17 protein-coding genes are annotated in these 17,318 nt (G+C 43.9%); 10 read left to right on the top strand and 7 right to left on the bottom strand.

What is annotated here, in order from left to right; genetic code table 11:
* Window positions 1-31: 31 nt before the first annotated feature.
* Window positions 32-820, bottom strand: a complete 789-nt coding sequence (locus ABDD94_RS03475; RefSeq protein WP_345954704.1) for a DUF4350 domain-containing protein — start codon at window positions 818-820, stop codon at window positions 32-34.
* 83 nt (window positions 821-903) lie between these two features.
* Window positions 904-1,071 (bottom strand): hypothetical protein, encoded by a 168-nt coding sequence (locus ABDD94_RS03470; RefSeq protein WP_345949106.1) that lies wholly within the window; start codon window positions 1,069-1,071, stop codon window positions 904-906.
* Window positions 1,072-1,224: 153 nt separating this feature from the next.
* Here ABDD94_RS03470 and ABDD94_RS03465 point away from each other — a divergent pair, with 153 nt between their 5' ends.
* Complete coding sequence (locus ABDD94_RS03465; RefSeq protein WP_345949107.1) at window positions 1,225-1,680, top strand: PA2169 family four-helix-bundle protein; 456 nt, start codon at window positions 1,225-1,227, stop codon at window positions 1,678-1,680.
* A gap of 284 nt (window positions 1,681-1,964) precedes the next feature.
* Here the strand turns inward: ABDD94_RS03465 and ABDD94_RS03460 are convergent, their stop codons facing one another.
* From ABDD94_RS03460 to acs, 4 genes are all read right to left on the bottom strand, one after another.
* Window positions 1,965-3,305 (bottom strand): zinc dependent phospholipase C family protein, encoded by a 1,341-nt coding sequence (locus ABDD94_RS03460; protein WP_345954703.1) that lies wholly within the window; start codon window positions 3,303-3,305, stop codon window positions 1,965-1,967.
* Window positions 3,306-3,717: 412 nt separating this feature from the next.
* Window positions 3,718-3,903 (bottom strand): CsbD family protein, encoded by a 186-nt coding sequence (locus ABDD94_RS03455; protein ID WP_345954702.1) that lies wholly within the window; start codon window positions 3,901-3,903, stop codon window positions 3,718-3,720.
* A gap of 378 nt (window positions 3,904-4,281) precedes the next feature.
* Window positions 4,282-5,523, bottom strand: a complete 1,242-nt coding sequence (locus tag ABDD94_RS03450) for a hypothetical protein (RefSeq protein ID WP_345954701.1) — start codon at window positions 5,521-5,523, stop codon at window positions 4,282-4,284.
* Between the two features lie 545 nt (window positions 5,524-6,068).
* Window positions 6,069-7,970 carry an acetate--CoA ligase gene (acs, locus tag ABDD94_RS03445; protein WP_345954700.1) on the bottom strand — a complete coding sequence of 634 codons (1,902 nt, stop codon included), beginning with the start codon at window positions 7,968-7,970 and terminating at the stop codon, window positions 6,069-6,071.
* Between the two features lie 164 nt (window positions 7,971-8,134).
* Between acs and rpmB the strand changes: the two genes are divergently transcribed.
* From rpmB to ABDD94_RS03400, 9 genes are all read left to right on the top strand, one after another.
* Window positions 8,135-8,368 (top strand): 50S ribosomal protein L28, encoded by a 234-nt coding sequence (rpmB, locus tag ABDD94_RS03440; protein ID WP_342645947.1) that lies wholly within the window; start codon window positions 8,135-8,137, stop codon window positions 8,366-8,368.
* A gap of 81 nt (window positions 8,369-8,449) precedes the next feature.
* A complete protein-coding gene (gene rpmG, locus ABDD94_RS03435) occupies window positions 8,450-8,632 on the top strand; it encodes a 50S ribosomal protein L33 (protein ID WP_157539955.1) in 183 nt (60 codons plus the stop codon).
* A gap of 87 nt (window positions 8,633-8,719) precedes the next feature.
* A complete protein-coding gene (locus ABDD94_RS03430) occupies window positions 8,720-8,881 on the top strand; it encodes a DUF4295 domain-containing protein (RefSeq protein WP_345949112.1) in 162 nt (53 codons plus the stop codon).
* Window positions 8,882-9,120: 239 nt separating this feature from the next.
* Entirely contained in the window at window positions 9,121-10,089 is a 969-nt protein-coding gene (gene ftsY / locus ABDD94_RS03425; protein WP_345954699.1) for a signal recognition particle-docking protein FtsY, read from the top strand.
* Between the two features lie 127 nt (window positions 10,090-10,216).
* Window positions 10,217-11,551, top strand: coding sequence for a 30S ribosomal protein S12 methylthiotransferase RimO (gene rimO / locus ABDD94_RS03420; protein ID WP_345954698.1), 1,335 nt, complete (start codon window positions 10,217-10,219; stop codon window positions 11,549-11,551).
* A 47-nt stretch (window positions 11,552-11,598) separates the two neighbouring features.
* A complete protein-coding gene (gene bshC, locus ABDD94_RS03415; RefSeq protein WP_345954697.1) occupies window positions 11,599-13,200 on the top strand; it encodes a bacillithiol biosynthesis cysteine-adding enzyme BshC in 1,602 nt (533 codons plus the stop codon).
* Between the two features lie 178 nt (window positions 13,201-13,378).
* Complete coding sequence (locus ABDD94_RS03410; protein WP_345954696.1) at window positions 13,379-14,458, top strand: Ldh family oxidoreductase; 1,080 nt, start codon at window positions 13,379-13,381, stop codon at window positions 14,456-14,458.
* 168 nt (window positions 14,459-14,626) lie between these two features.
* Window positions 14,627-15,781: an XdhC/CoxI family protein gene (locus ABDD94_RS03405; RefSeq protein ID WP_345954695.1), complete on the top strand. Its 1,155-nt coding sequence runs from the start codon at window positions 14,627-14,629 to the stop codon at window positions 15,779-15,781.
* On the top strand, window positions 15,778-16,374 hold the full coding sequence (locus ABDD94_RS03400; RefSeq protein ID WP_345954694.1) for a nucleotidyltransferase family protein: 597 nt from the start codon (window positions 15,778-15,780) through the stop codon (window positions 16,372-16,374). Before ABDD94_RS03405 ends, ABDD94_RS03400 begins: the two co-directional genes overlap by 4 nt.
* 165 nt (window positions 16,375-16,539) lie before the next feature.
* Here ABDD94_RS03400 and ABDD94_RS03395 read toward each other — a convergent pair whose 3' ends face one another.
* The gene (locus ABDD94_RS03395; RefSeq protein WP_345954693.1) at window positions 16,540-17,310 is read right to left on the bottom strand and encodes a glucose 1-dehydrogenase; all 771 of its coding nucleotides are present in this window, start codon (window positions 17,308-17,310) and stop codon (window positions 16,540-16,542) included.
* Window positions 17,311-17,318: the final 8 nt, after the last annotated feature.

Below are 17,318 nucleotides of genomic sequence, written 5' to 3'. Positions count from 1 at the left end.
GACAACCTATTTCCCTACTTTTAATAACATTTTAAGATTTTGGAACGAGTGACTTTAGCCAAACTACCAAATCGTAGGCAGCTTTATCATTTTCATACTCTGCAGGCAGGCGGCCATTGGTATACTCATCATAAAGCCAGGGATCACTGATAGCGATAACCGTGCCTTTACCGTATTTAGAACTGGCTATTAATGTAGCACCGGCGCTATTTTTAAGCACAGGTTTTGCATTGCCGATAGTGCTTATGGAGCATACATCTTTCATAAAAATACGCTTGGCGGTTTTAAATACCGGGTTACCTGTTACACTTACACCGCCATCGGCAAAATGTGCATCGTCTATTACATGGTTAGTCAGGTCATCATTAAAGTGAATACCGAATACACCTGCCAGCTTGTTAAAATGCGGCAGCTCCACGTTGGCACTGTCATTAGCTAACATTACCAGCACACCGCCCTGCTTAACCCAGGCGGCAATGTTATCTACATCAGCTTTTTGGATATAGTTAGGATTAGGATTCTCTTTAGGTTTATCAGGATCAACAATAATGTAAACCTGCGTACCTTTTAAATTACCCGCAGTTGGGGCATCTTCCAACGATTTTAATTGAAAGCCTTGTTTTGTGAATGTTTCACCCAAAATAGAATAGCCGCTGCTGGCTTTCTCATCCCACAGGTAATGAAAGCGCTCGGCTTGCCCGTTCTTACCTTTATGTGTTTCGTGGTTAAAATGGTAATCGAGCGTAACGGTTTGCGCAGAGGCAATAAGCGACGTTAAACTTAAGGCACAAGCCAAGCTATAGCAGTAGAGCATCTTCATAGCGATAAATTGTTTATAACAGGAAATGCTAAACTAAGCATTTCCATAACATCTCTTGTTATAAATTTACTTGTGTTAGTGTGCTATTTTGTATCCTTCTTTGTCCCGGCAGTATCCTGGGCGTCTTTCTGCAGTTCTTGTGTACGGCTCTCTGCTTTTTTCACTTCGTCGCGCTCAGTTGCCGGAACTTCTGATTCTAATTCTGCTTCACGTTTAGCGCTTTCTTCTGTTTGGCTTTTATCTGGTTTCATAATAGTGGCTTTTAATTGTACCTTAACAACACCTGCATCTTCGCCCTGTTTTAAAAATAGCTTGTAGCTCTAAGTACAAAGTTAAATATCTTACCTCAAAACTTATCTGTAAATTATTTGTCGTAACTATCAATTAACATAATTACAGATCCTATGGAAACTTTAGCTAAATCAGCAGAAATATTAAGCGATTTAATAGAAATTAATAATGACCGTAGCGCCGGTTTTCAACGTGCTTTGAAAGACTTAGGCGATGGCGATTTAGACCTGAAAACTTTGTTTGAAGAGTACAGTAATCAAAGCCGCCAATTTGCACAAGAGTTAACGGCTGTTGCAGCCCAGGGCGGCGCCGATACTGATACCGGCAACAGCGCAACCGGTACTCTGCACCGCGCATGGATTGAAGTAAAAGCTTTATTTAGCGGCCATGACCGTGCAGCTATTTTACAAGAATGCGAACGCGGCGAGGATGCCATTAAAAAAGCTTATAAAGAAGCTTTATTGCCAGAGAACGGCTTATCGGGCGAGGCACTGCAATTAGTGTCAACACAAGCTCAGGCTATTGGCCAGGCACATGATCGTATCAAAGCTTTGCGCGACAGCCAATAAGCTTAATCTACATCATAAAAAAGGGGCTGCTTTAATAAGCAGCCCCTTTTTTATTTTTGGTTTATATTACTAAAACCTGGAGGTGTATTTTGATAAGATGGAACGGTAGTTGAATAATTACCCATAACTAATATCTAACACTATGGCAACTAAAGCAAAAAAAGACACCTGCTGGGACGGATACAAAAAGAAGGCACCAAAGAAAAAAACGGTAAAACTGTACCTAATTGTGTAAAGTCTACATCTAAAAAGAAAGACTAACAACAAAAAACCATTGCAGATAGCTACTTAATGCCTGCAATGGTTTTTTGTGAAGTTACACCACTAACCTTTACACTGGCATCAAGCCCGCTCAAATTGTCGGCTACGGCCGGATGCTTTTTCATTTCGCGTAAAGCCATATGCATAGCACCTTCGTCTTCCGGGTGATTTTTGTATAATTCATGCAGCCCTACCCCATTAAAATAGCTTGTTAAATGAGCCTGGATATCTTCACTTAAACAGGAAAACTGTTCCTTGTGCAAGTTGGTTACCAGTTCACAATGTGTCTTATCGGCCAGCATGTATTGGCCACAAGCCAATTCAGCGCCAACATCAAGGTTAATATCTTTTAGTTTAAGGCGGTTATTATCCCAATCGGTTAACGCTACATGGTACTTATTGATGATGGTATCAAACACCTGTACAAAACGCTTTTCACCTTCAAGGCCGGGGTAAACAAACTTCAGGTTTTTTAAAGGGCCAACCTTGGGCAGTATGCGAACTAAAAATGCTACAGCGCGGGATGTAAAATCGGGCTTGTTATCTTTGCTGCCAAACTCGGTGGTGTACATACGCTTGCTCATTTTGTATCTAAAGCTGCGCTTGGTAGCCTTCTCGTTCGCTTTTACAATATCATCTTTTTTAGCATTCCATGCGGCCTTAGTTAACGCCGGAAAAAGATTTTTAACACCCCAGCGCATCCTGCCTATGCTGGTTTTAAAATTGGGTACGACTACATTAAGGTGCTGTCCGTAGGTCTTTAAAAATGCCCGCTCCAATGGGTAAGGAGTTATATTAAATCCAATAAAATCATGATAAGCTACAGAGGCGTAATTGCTGCGCCCTACCTGCACAACATCGTAAGCAAATTCCATGCGACTGTGCGAAGTGTGGTCTTCTTCGTATGTAACTACATTGCCAAACTTCCTTTTCAAATCGGGATACAATTCGGGCACTGTAACATTGGTTGCCATACTATGGCCATACTGGTCGGCTATGTAGTGCGACATGGCGCCGAGTGCAAAAGCGTACTCGTTCAGGTCGCGCGCTTCGCCCAAAAGGTTGGTAATAAATTCGCCGCTGCGTACGTAGTGAAGTAAATCGGTAAAATAGGCATTACCTCCGGGCATATACCCAATATCAGCCACCAGGCTCCCCCCGTAGGCATAAGAATGAGCCTTAATCAGTTCATCCAGCGTTGCATTCGGATATCGTTTTACAAGAATGGGTTTTAAAGCCAGGTCCCATTCGGCATCTATAATAGCTTCGTGTGCTAATATAGAAAATGCTTTACCTGGCCTCGGGCAGCTTAAAATAGCCAGCAAAAGCAGACAACAAGAGATAAAATAACGTTTAAAGCGCATATTACAGTGTACGTATCAAGAATAAAGGATACAACACCTATTTAAATAAATCTGTTTGCGCAAGTTAAGGCTTTGTTAATTTAAAGATTGGCAGCGTTCCATGCAACGCTTATAATTTTAAAGTGTCTCTTAACTAAATTGGTAAAAGTTACGGATAATCCAATTAGTCAGTTAAACCTTATTTTCAGATTAACTGGGGCAAGTCATTTAATGAAATTATGGTATTAGCAAACAAACATAACCTACCAGAAAGCTTAATGCTGCTGCTAAACATAGTCGGTTTTGTACTGATTATTTTGGCGGGCGTAATATTGGTACACTGGGTGGTTAGAACTTTAAGCCGGCACCGCAATTAAACAACAACTGCAGTAACCATAAAGACAAAAAGCCCGGCTTGCACCGGGCTTTTGCTTTATAAGCTGTTTATCCATTTAACGAGTTCGTCCCGGCCTTTGCCGGTCTTTTGCTGAAGCTTGCCCAGCAACTCATCGTCTTTGCCTTCTTCGCGTGTCAGATCGTCTTCTGTAAGATCGCCGTAGGCTTGTTTAATTTTACCTTTCAGCTCATTCCAGCCGCCTTTTATCTCTAGCTTATCCATAGTTGTATCTATTTGTTATGATTACAACAGCGCCAGGCATATTTGGTTTGCTATCGCGTTAATGTTACATCAAACAAGTGTAACAGTATTTTAATACCTAAATTGTCTTTGCCCATTCAGCAGAAGAAAATGCATTTTTAAACGCTGGCAGGCCTTAAGCTGGTTTTACAATTGACGCCAACAATGAAAGGCCCGCAAACGCCTACTATGCGCTCGCCCGGTTAAACTTCAAATGACCCACAGAAATAAGCTTTATGTTATCGAAACAAATAAGCCTCCAAAATCAATAGACTTTGAAGGCTTACTTTCTTGTGGGCTACAACAGCACTTTTACGGCTATTGCTCTGTTCCCGGCGTATAATGGTTTAGGTTAAAGTACTATCTTAAGGTCGGTACGGTCCAGTCTACCCATGCAGCGGCATCGAACGTAAAACCACCGTCGGTTTTCATAATAGTAGTATTTCCGGTGCCGGTGCCAATCAAAAACTTTTGTACATAAGCGGTCAGTTCCGGTAATTGCGAATCGGGCATAGAGCAGTGGTTGTGATTGCCTATTTGCGAAAAGCCCATTTTGTCGGGCACGCCAAGCGCTTCCCATACCTTATGTGCAGCATTAGCGGCATTCCACGAGCTAACAGGACTAAGCCAATCGATAGACGTATTTTCGATAACCAGCAAGGCTCGTGGTGCACATAAGGCGAGCACACTGTGCTGATCAAAAGGAAGCTTATCTGCCGTGCTGCTGAACTGCGAAAAATCAGCTCTGAACCAAACGTTTTCGGTAACAATTTGTGATAAGGTTTGCACAGTTTTGCCAGCTGCAATTTGCGCATTAGATATACGCCAGCTTGCTGCGCCACCTGCGCCGGGTTCCTGAGGTATGGTTAGTTTAATACGTTCATCAAACGCACCTACGGTTAAAGCGCCTTTGCCATTTCTGGAACACCCCGTAACACCAAGCCGGGCGGCATCAATATCGGCACCTGGCGTTTTTTCCAGTGCGTCAATTAAACGGCTTACTCCCCAGGCCCAGGCCATAGTGGCCGAGGCAGAATGATCGGCTCCGTACATGTCAAAAAACAAGCCTTTGCCCCGCGAACCGGTATTGGTTTGCTGTGCAACGGTATTATTGGGAAAATTAATAATAGCTACACCCAGGTTAAGCAGCGCTGTATTATTAAGGTTTGACCCGCCAATACCTATAATGGCTGGGTAAGGTTTGCTGCCTGTTGTTGGGTAGGTAATGGTACAGTTGAACGATATGGTTTTGCCATTATCATTAACGTTTACCGTAATAGCATTGCTGGCAAACGAGCCGGTTGTTGCCGCGGCGGGTGTATTGGGCTTATAACCATACTCAAACTCTTGCGCCTGGGCGGCTATTTCGGCCCGGCGGTATTTCCATTCGTCTTTACTTTCCATCCGGAAACCCCGCATAAAGGTAAAAGGGTCGGGCAATTTAGTGATTGAAGGTAACGACGCGTACGAGGGCATAGCCGGCATCGAGTAATCGCGTGGTTCAGGGTCATCTCCTCCGCGGTTTTTTTTACAGCTCATGGCAATAGTCACAAACATTGCCGTAATACCCACAAATGATAGTAGCAGGAATCTTCTTTTCATAACAAATAGATTATAGTATATATAAATTGGTTGATTACTAAGTAGCACAAGTAGTGTATTGAATTGAAAGACGCAAAATCACTATGATTTAACAGTCCAACTTGTAACTATTGGTTAATACCAAATTACGCCAAAGTTTAATCAATACAATCGATTGCAATAAAACTTATTGACGAGATTATAAAATAGATGTAATGAAAAAGTGCCCTGTTAAGAGTTAAGTGCAAGTTTGCTGTGCGACAGCGTCTGACAAAAATATTTAGACGAGCGCCTTGGTATTATTATTTTCGATTATTTAGCGTGCCGGCGTGATCTTATGGGATGAAAGCTAAATTAACGATAATGAGGAGTGAATAAAAATAAATGAGCTACAACGAAAAGCAGGAATCAGGTTAGCCTTATCCATACTAAATGATAAGGCCAACGTGATTCCTGCTTTTAAACTCACGAGGTTATCTCGAACGATAGTGAAGGTCTTGTTAAAAGAACAGGTTTTCTGCACCAAACAAGACCTCGCTCTATCGTTCGAGCTGATAATGTTATTATTACAGCGCTCCAGCCTTTATTTCCTCTACCACACCAGGATCTAACAGTGTTGAGATATCGCCCAGGTTGCTGGTGTCGCCCTCGGCTATTTTGCGTAGTATACGGCGCATAATTTTGCCCGACCGGGTTTTAGGAAGGCCGCTTACAAATTGAATTTTATCAGGCTTGGCAATAGGGCCAATAATACGGCTTACAGTCATCAGAATATCTTTGCGGGTCAATTCATCATTCTCATGCTTATCGGGGCTGATAACGAATGCATATACACCCTGCCCTTTAATATCATGCGGGTAACCCACCACAGCCGATTCTACTACGCTGCTGTGCATGTTAATGGCGTTCTCTACCTCGGCAGTACCTATGCGGTGACCCGATACGTTTAACACATCATCTACACGGCCGGTTATGCGGTAATAGCCATCATTGTCGCGCAAACAGCCGTCGCCGGTAAAGTACATGTTATCATAGGTGGCAAAATAAGTTTGGCGGCAGCGCTCATGGTCGCCATAAGTGGTGCGCAGCATGCCCGGCCAAGGGAACTTGATACATAAGTTGCCGCTTACGCCGTTGCCTTCAATCTCTTTACCATTCTCATCAACTAATACCGGTTGCACCCCTGGCAGCGGTAAGCTGGCATAACCTGGCTTAAGCGGCGTAACATTGGCTATGGGCGATATCATGAAACCGCCTGTTTCGGTTTGCCACCACGTATCAACAATAGGGCATTCGCCATGTCCTATCTTTTCATCAAACCAGTGCCAGGCCTCTTCGTTCAACGGTTCACCTACCGACCCTAACTTGGTTAAGGAGCTAAAGTTTTTACCGCTCAGTACGTCTTCACCAAAACTCATCAGCGAGCGGATGGCGGTTGGTGCGGTATATAAAATATTTACTTTAAACTTTTCTACAATATCCCACAACCGGCCTGCATCAGGCCAAGTAGGTACGCCCTCAAACATAAGTGCCGTAGCGCCCTGTGATAGCGGACCATATACAATATAGGAGTGACCGGTTATCCAGCCAATATCGGCTGTACAGAAGTATACCTCACCAGGCTGATACTGAAAAGCCGTATCAAAAGTATAACCGGTATACACCATGTAGCCGCCGCAGGTGTGTACCACGCCTTTAGGTTTACCGGTTGAACCTGATGTATACAAGATGAATAGCATGTCTTCTGCATCCATCTCTTCGGCCGGACAGGCCGGGTTACCCTGTGTTTCTACTTTCTTAATCTCATCTTCCCACCACACATCGCGGCCCTTAATCATACTAACAGGTGTACGGCTGCGGGTTAACACAATAACGCGCTTAACCGACCGGCACTGCACCAGTGCATCGTCAATCACAGATTTTAAAGGCAGATCCTTGGCTCCGCGAAAACCGCCATCGGCCGTAATTACTACATTGCATTGTGCATCCTGAATACGATCGGCAATTGATTGTGCCGAGAAACCGCCAAATATAACGGAGTGTACTGCACCTATACGCGCACAAGCCAGCACTGCTATTGACAGCTCGGGTACCATAGGCATATAAATACAAATACGATCGCCTTTTTGCACACCGTTATTTTTTAGCACGTTGGCAAACTGGCAAACTTTATCATGCAGTTGCTTATAAGTAAGCACCCGATGCGACTCAGTAGGATCATTAGGTTCCCAAATAATAGCCGGTGTATCGCTATTGGTTTCGAGGTGGCGGTCCAAACAGTTTTCAGTAATATTAAGTTTTGCGCCCTGGAACCATTTTATGTTGGGTTCCTTAAAATTCCATTCTAGCGTTTTATCCCATTTTTTGCGCCACTGAAAGGTGTTGGCTACTTCGTCCCAAAACTGTTCGGGCTGGTTTACGCTTTGTTCGTATATTTGCTTGTACTGCTCAAAAGAGGTTATTTTCATAACAATAAGATGGTTAATAATCGGAGCGGGTAAGTTAGAATTTTTTGAACAAATTAATGCCAGCAAATTATTTTGAAAATTTTTGAGGCCGGTATTGAATTATTCACTTAATTTCCTGATATTTGCACACTCTTTTAGAAAAAGACACATTAAAAAGTTTTGTCATGTCAAGAATTTGTGATTTAACAGGAAAAAGCCCGATGAACGGCCATAACGTTTCTAACTCAAACGTTAAGACTAACCGTAAGTTTTATCCTAACTTAAAAATCAAGAAGTTTTATATACCGGAAGAAGATAAATGGATTACTTTGAAAGTATCTACTTCGGCCGTAAAAACCATCAGCAAAAATGGTATAACTGCTTGTATCAATAAATTTGTTAAAAAAGGATATATATAGTAGAACCCCGTTGTGGGTGGTGTTGTGGGTTGCCTGTTAGCTTTCTTACAACATAACGTACAACATACAACATAAAATATTATGGCAAAGAAAGGCAATAGAGTTCAGGTAATATTAGAGTGCACCGAGCATAAAGAAAGTGGTATGCCAGGTATGTCTCGTTACATCACTACCAAGAACAAGAAAAATACAACCGAGCGTTTAGAATTGAAAAAATTCAACCCGGTATTACGTAAAGTAACCACTCACAAAGAAATTAAGTAATTAACTTAGTTATTACGTTAGTATGTTATTAGGTTATCCGTTAGCTTAATAACTGATAACCAGTAACTCAATAACCACACAAAAGAGATGGCAAAGAAAGTAGTTGCAACCCTGAAAACCGGTAAAGGTAAAGAGTACTCTAAAGTAATTACCATGGTTAAATCAACCAAAACAGGTGCTTACTCATTCAAAGAGCAAATCGTACATAACGATCACGTTAAAGATGCGATCACTGAAGCTAAAGCTTAATTATTAGCTTTACAATAACAATATATAAAAGCCGTCTTGCCAGCCAAGAGGGCTTTTTTATTTGCCCCAAGCCTCCCAAGGCCGAGTACATAACTTTATAAATGCCGGCAATTCGGTCATTATCATTAAACATTCATAATTAATACATTAGCCGTTTTCAGGCGCTTACGCTTTAGGGGGTTGGAGGGTATTTGCGTATATTTGCACATCTGCACATTTTTAATCTGCACATCTGACACATGGGATTATTCGATTTTTTTAAAAAGAAAGAAAGTACGCCACAGCAGCAAGAGGCGCTGGATACCGGTTTAGAAAAAACCAAGGATAGCTTTTTTTCTAAAATAACTAAGGTAATTGCCGGTAAATCAACGGTTGATGATGATGTGCTGGATGATCTGGAAGAAGTGCTGGTTACCTCTGACGTAGGCGTTACTACTACACTTAAAATTATTGAGCGTATACAAGCCAGGGTAGCACGAGACAAATATGTAAGCACCTCTGAGCTTAACAACCTGCTGCGCGACGAGATACAACACCTCCTGGCCGAAAACAACAGCAACGATTTTCAAAAATTTGAATACGGCAACCACAAACCTTATGTGATTATGGTAGTGGGCGTTAACGGTGTAGGTAAAACAACCACCATTGGTAAGTTGGCCCACCAGTTAAAGCAAGCCGGAAACAAAGTCGTGCTTGGCGCCGCCGATACCTTTCGTGCTGCCGCAGTAGACCAGATACAGCTTTGGGGAGAACGTGTAGGCGTACGCGTAGTAGCGCAGGCCATGGGTTCAGACCCGGCATCGGTAGCGTATGATACCCTGCGTTCGGCTGTTGCTAATGGTGAGGACGTGGCTATTATTGATACTGCCGGTCGTTTACATAACAAAGTAGGCTTAATGAATGAGCTTACCAAGATAAAAAACGTAATGGAGAAGGTAATACCCGGTGCACCGCACGAGATATTGCTGGTGCTGGACGCCTCAACCGGCCAAAACGCCATTGAACAATGTAAGCAGTTCACCGAAGCCACGGCGGTAAATGCCCTCGCACTTACCAAGCTTGATGGTACGGCCAAGGGCGGTGTAGTTATCGGCATATCCGATCAGTTTAAAATTCCAGTAAAATATATAGGTGTAGGCGAAGGCATGAACGATTTGCAGCTGTTTGACCGCAAAGCCTTTGTAGATAGCCTGTTTAATAAAATATAAGATAAAATGAATGATGTTATCTCGAATAATAGGGAGAGCTCTTTTCAAACGCGTATTTAAATCGCTTAGAAAAGATTTCTTATTAGCCTCGAAATAACAGAAGTGGAGATAGATAAGCGTAGCGTAAATGAAGACAAAAGTAATTCCTCAACCCATTTTAACTGCCAAGCCCCGTGTAAACGTGGTTACTTTGGGCTGCTCTAAAAATATATACGACTCCGAAGTGCTGATGGGCCAGCTGAAAGGTCAGCTGTTTGATGTAGTGCACGAGGCCGAAAACGTGAACAGTAATGATATTGTAGTGATTAACACCTGCGGCTTTATTGATAATGCCAAGCAGGAGTCAATTGACACTATTCTGCAATACAGTGAACTGAAAGAGCAGGGTAAAATAGGCAAAGTAATAGTTACAGGCTGTTTATCAGAACGGTACAAGCCCGAGCTTGAAGCCGAGATTCCTAACGTTGACGCTTATTTTGGCACCAATAATCTGCAGGATGTACTGCAAACCATCGGCGCTAATTATAAATACGAACTATTAGGCGAGCGCTTGCTCACCACTCCATCGCATTTTGCTTACTTTAAAATAGCTGAAGGCTGTAACCGCCCATGCTCATTTTGCGCTATCCCGCTCATGCGCGGCAAGCACGTAAGTACTCCAATGGAGCAACTGGTTAATCAGGCTAAAACCCTGGCTAAACAAGGCACGCGCGAACTGATCCTGATTGCACAGGATTTAACCTATTACGGCCTCGACCTTTATGGCAAACGTAACCTGGATGAACTTATGCGCCGCCTGAGCGATGTGGATGGCATTGAATGGATACGCCTGCAGTACGCCTACCCTTCGGGCTTCCCAATGGAGATACTGGATGCCATGAACGAGCGCAGCAATATTTGCAAATACCTGGATATGCCGCTGCAGCACATCAGCGATAACATGCTGAAGTCGATGCGCCGTGGCATTACTAAGCAAAAAACCATCGACCTTGTAAATACCATACGTGATAAAGTACCGGGCATTGCTTTGCGTACCACGCTCATCACCGGTTACCCCGGCGAAACCTTGCAGGATTTTGAAGAAATGTATGACTGGGTGGAAGGAACCCGTTTTGACAGACTGGGCTGCTTTACCTACTCGCACGAGGAAAAAACCCATGCCCATAATTTAATTGACGACGTGCCCGAGGATACAAAGCAGGAACGTGTTGAAACCATAATGGAATTGCAACAAGGCATATCCTACGAAAAGAACCAGGACAAAGTAGGCAATACGTATAAAGTACTGATCGATAAAATTGACAACGGCTATCTCACCGGCCGTACCGAGTTCGACTCGCCCGAAGTGGATAATGAAGTTTTAATTGACGCTACCCAACAATACGCTACTGTTGGCAGTTTTGTTAATGTAAAGATTGACAGTGCTGAGGACTTTGACCTTTATGGACAAATTGTAAAATAATATAAGGCAATGGGAGCGTTTTAAATAATGCTTCTACTTTTGATGATATGGACGCTAACTGTATTGATTATCATGAAACCGGGTTCTTCTCCAAAACGGTAATAGATTACCTGGAGGATGTGCCCGAACTGAAGTCGTTTTACAGTCACCGTCCTACTCTAAAAGGCTTTCATGAACTGCTGGAGCATAAGCAGGTAACTGCCAACCGCAATTTGCTGGCGCAGGTACTTACCGAGCAATACAACAAAGCCGGTAATCCTGAAATGCCGTTTGCATCAACCGTTCAGGCTAATATTGAACTGCTGAAAGCTGATCATACCTACACCATAACTACTGGCCATCAGCTTAACGTTTTTACCGGTCCGCTGTATTTTTTGTATAAAATTGTAACAGCCATAAAGCTGTGCAGGCAGTTGGAAGAAGCATTCCCTGATAAGAAATTTGTACCGGTATACTGGATGGCATCTGAAGACCATGATTTTGCTGAGATTAATTACACCAACATCGGTTCCAAAAAAATACAGTGGAATGAGCAAGTGAGCGGCGCTACCGGCCGTTTGGCTATCAAAACTTTTCGTGAATGCCTTACCCAGTATAAAGGTGTATTAGGATTGGAAGGCCACGCTACCGAGCTGGCTCAAATTGTTGAAACGGCCTATGGTTCACATCACACCCTGGCCGATGCCATGCGCTATTTGGTAAACGCTTTATTTGGTCAATATGGTTTAGTAATTATTGATGCCGACGATAGCCGGTTAAAGCAGCAGTTTGCGGATATTATTAAAGAGGATATTATTGAGCAGAACAGCTTTAAGCATATATCGGCCAGTAATACTCTGTTGCAAAACCTGGGTGTGCATACACAGGTAAACCCACGCGAAATTAACTTCTTCTATCTTCAAGACAATCTGCGTGAGCGCATTGTGCAAGAAGGTGATATCTACCATGTACTGAACACCAGTATCCGTTTTACCCAACAGGAGCTGGAACAGGAAATTGATACGCACCCCGAACGCTTTAGCCCCAATGTAGTAATGCGCCCTATGTACCAGGAGTACATTTTACCTAACCTGGCTTACATTGGCGGCGGTGCCGAAATTGTGTACTGGCTACAACTGAAAGCCAATTTTGATCATTACAACATCCCATTTCCTATACTTATTTTACGCAACTCAGGGCTTGTTATCCGTAAGGAAACAACAGCCAAAGTGCGAAAGATGCAGCTTAAGCCTGCACAGTTATTTAAAGACACAGACATTATAAAGAATGAATGGGTGAAGGCTCATACCCAGCACGAGCTGTCGCTGAAAGACGAGTGGCGCGAGCTGCAGTGCATTTTTGAGAAGCTTAAGCTGAGGGCACACAAAATTGACCCAACCTTAGGCCCCTCAACCAATGCAGTGCAGGCACGTTTAAAGCATGCCATTGATAATCTTGAACGGAAGCTTATTAAAGCCGAAAAACGCAATCACGAAACTCACCTGCGCCAAATCGAAGCTATTAAGCAAGATATATTCCCTAAAAACAGCCTGCAAGAACGTAGCGAAAACTTCGGCCTTTTCTACGTAAAGTGGGGTCAGGTATTTATCGACGAGCTTATCCGGAACTTTGAACCGTTGGAATTTAAATTTACGGTACTGTCTGAGTAATTAATGCTGCTACTGCTTGTCTCGAACGATGGCGAGAGATCTTTTCGAATACAATCTATTGCTTAGAAAAGCTTTCCCTTTTTACTAAAGTAAGATTTTGGGAGGCTGGTGTTAAGTCTTCAACCAGCGCATACTGGCAGCATACTACATAATTTATAAATTGTAGCTTTGCAAAACCATGCAAAACATCTTCCCCGAATCGACCCTACGTATCTTTACGCAGAATATATTTACAGCTATAGGCTGTTCAGAAGAACATGCTCAACTGGCTGCTGATGTACTTCTAAAATCAGATTTACGTGGAATAGATTCGCACGGGGTAGCCCGGCTAAGCGGGTACGTGCGCCTATGGGAAAAGCAGCGCATTAATCCCACGCCAAACATTCGGGTAGTGCACGAAACGCCTACCACAGCTACCGTTGATGGCGACGCCGGACTGGGTTTGGTGGTAGCGCCTTTTGCCATGCAGATAGCCTTACAAAAAGCTGAGCAGTATGGCTCAGGCTGGGTATCTGTACGTAATTCCAACCACTTTGGCATTGCCGGTTACCATGCACTGATGGCAGTTGAGCAGAACATGATTGGCTTCGCCATGACGAATGCCAGTCCGCTGGTGGCGCCAACTTTTGCCAACGAGCGCATGCTGGGTACCAATCCTATGTGCTATGCTTTTCCGGCTGGTAAATACCCTCCTTTAATTGTAGATATGGCTACATCGGCCGCAGCTAACGGCAAATTGGAGATTGCACAACGCTCAGGCAAACCTGTGCCCGAAGGCTGGATACAGGATACCAACGGCCAGTATACGACCGACCCGCATGCCTTAAAAAGTGGCGGCTCCCTCCTGCCCCTTGGCAGCGACCGTGAGCATGGCAGTCACAAAGGTTTTGGTTTGAGTGCTACCGTCGATATTTTATCTGGTGTACTATCCGGCGCTAATTATGGCCCTTGGGTGCCGCCTTTTGTTGCGTTTATGGAACCATCTGCCAATCCGCCCGGAGAAGGCATTGGTCACTTTTTAGGCGCTATGCGGGTGGATGGATTTCGCCCTGTAGAAGATTTTAAAGACAATTTGGATAACTGGATAGCGCGTTTCAAAAATGCGCAAACAGCTAACCCGGCACAAAAAGTTATCATTCCAGGTGAGCCGGAACTAGAGGCTGAACAGGATAGGAAGTTGAACGGTATCCCATTGGTGCAAGCGGTTGTTGATGACTTGAATACACTGGCAGATAGGTTTGGCTTAATGAAGCTTTGAATTTCCCCCGCCATTTTCGTTTTGAGTGATAGAGGAAATTTTTTCTAAAAGATCGGCTTGGTGCGTTCGAATACCTCTACTACTTATTCGGCGTTACAGTGTTAACTTAAGTGTTCCATCACTAACCTTTACCCAACCTATGTGTTATTCCCTAAGTTTACATTTGGCATGAAAGAATTAGAAGATATAGTTAAGGCTTTTGATACGGCAGAGCAGGCCGGCAAGCAAACTGCATTAGCTACGGTGGTGCAGGTGGAAGGCTCATCGTATCGGCGGGCAGGTGCACGTATGCTTGTTACCGAAGATGGAGAGCTAACCGGCGCCATAAGTGGCGGCTGCCTTGAGGGCGATGCTCTGCGAAAAGCACGACTAGTAATGGCTCAGCAACAACCCATGCTGGTTACGTATGATACGACTGATGATGACGATGCCAAACTGGGTGTTGGCTTAGGCTGCAACGGCATCATTCATATTTTAATTGAACCCATATTTGCCAGCCAACCTAATCACCCTATACAGTTATTCAAAAAGTTTTTGGGCAAGCGCCAAAATGCAGTTGTAATAACCCTGTTTTCGCTGGCTAACCGCAAAGGTACGCAGCTCGGTACCTGCCTGTTTTTAACAAATGATGAATACCTGAGCAAATGCGGTAACACGCCGATAGAAGCGCAATTACGGTCTGATGCACAAGCGGTGTTACAAACAGGCCGCTCCACAACCAAAACTTACTTGGCCGATAGCGAAATAACCGGTTTTGTGGAGTTGTTGAAACCTGCCGTTTCGTTACTGGTTTTTGGAGCCGGTAATGATGCTATACCGCTGGTGCAAATGGCTAGTGTATTAGGCTGGCATACCACAGTAATAGATGGACGTGCCAATTACGCCGTAAGCAGCCGTTTTCCGCAAGCGAGGCAGGTACTGGTAGCCAAACCCGATCAGGCCCTTTCGCTACTTACAACTGATAGCCTTACGGTGGCGGTACTTATGACCCATAACTACAATTATGACCTGGCTATGCTGCGGCAATTAATGCCGCTGCAACTGCCTTACGTGGGAAGCCTCGGACCTAAGAAAAAATTAATGCGTATGCTGGATGAACTGTTGGACAATGGCGTGAACATGACCAGCAGTGAATTGCAAGCGCTATATGGACCTACCGGTTTAGACATTGGCGCCGAAACATCCGAGGAGATAGCCCTGTCTATTCTATCTGAAATACAGGCCGTTTTACAGCAGCGCGAAGGTAAGTCCTTGCGTGATAAGCATACGGTGATCCACTCGAATGATATGGAATCGTTACCAGTAAACCACGAGAATTTATGACGGGGATAATCATACTGGCAGCTGGTTCTTCCTCGCGCATGGGGCAGCCTAAACAGCAATTGATATTTCAAGGACAAACGCTATTACAGCGGGCTATGACGGCTGCTGCCCGCCTTACTGATGTTAAAATTGTGGTGGTACTGGGAGCTAACAATTTGTCTATTTTAACTGATGTAGACAGCAAGCGGGCTGATCTGATTATCAACCCTGATTGGGAACAAGGCATGGGCTCATCTATAAAAGCCGGACTAAAAGCTCTGCTGGAGCTTTATCCTGCACTTAATAACGTATTGTTGATGCTTTGCGATCAGCCTTTTGTAGATACGGCCCTGCTCTATCAACTTATAGAAACGGGTTTAACTGGTGATAACAGCATTATAGCTTGCACTTACCAGAATACGATCGGTGTTCCGGCATGGTTTGCTAAAACCCATTTTGATGAACTACTTGCCTTACAGGAGCAGGAAGGGGCTAAAAAGCTACTGATGAAATATCAGCAAGAGATAGTGACTATACCATTTGAAAAAGGTGCCGTTGACATTGACTCTCCAGAGGATTATGATGCGTTGCTGGGCGCAAACTCATCTTTGTAGCGCTCTATATAAGCGCTGGATGAATTAACGAAAGCAAAGAAGTTAAATAAAAATTGTTATTGCGAAGAGCGAAGCAATACCTTCGGCAGCCTATTCAACTGGCTGCATAGTTCAGAGATTGTTTCGCTCCTCGCAATAACGTGATCAGGTTTTAACCAGCTGCCTTTACTGCTCCTCGTAATGATACGTTAAGCCACCATCTACAAAGTAAGTTGAGCCGGTAACGTACTTGGCATCATCTGAGGATAGGAAAGCTACCAGGCCGGCAACATCCTCCGGCGTACCCATTTTGCGCATAGGAATATTATCCAACACACTTTCCAATTGCTCTTTATTATCCATCAGCTTTTTGTTGATGGGTGTTGCTATAGCACCTGGGGCTACGTTGTTTACTCTTATATTTAACGGGGCCAACTCGGTGGCCAGGTTACGGGTTAACATTTTAAGTCCGCCCTTGCTGGCGCAGTAAGCTGCAAAATGCGGAAACACAATTTCCTCATGCACCGAGCTCATGTTTACCACTACACCCTCGCGCTGGTTATCCTTACAATACTTTACAAATGCTTGTATGCCGAAGAAAACCCCCTTTAAGTTGGTATCCATTACAAAATCATATTCCTCTTCGGTTACGTTCCAAAAATCGTTGTTTTTTTCAACGCCGGCATTATTTACCAGTATGTCCAGTCGGCCAAACGCAGCAATGCCATCCTCAATCAGCTTTATAACTGTTGGAGCTTTGCTTACATCGGCTACAACGAATTCAGCCCGGCGCCCCATCCCTCTAATTTGCTGCAGTACCTTTTCGCCCCGCTCATCCAATTCACGGCCGTTCAAAATAATATCTGCGCCCTCCTGCGCTAAACGGATAGCACAGGCCGCGCCTATGCCCTGGCTGCTACCAGTAACTAAAGCCACTTTATTTTCGAAACCTTTCATAATTTCAG

This window comes from Mucilaginibacter sp. PAMB04168, assembly GCF_039634365.2.
Lineage (GTDB): Bacteria > Bacteroidota > Bacteroidia > Sphingobacteriales > Sphingobacteriaceae > Mucilaginibacter.
Note: the sequence above shows the minus strand (reverse complement) of the source record. Positions and strands in the feature narration are given on the sequence as shown.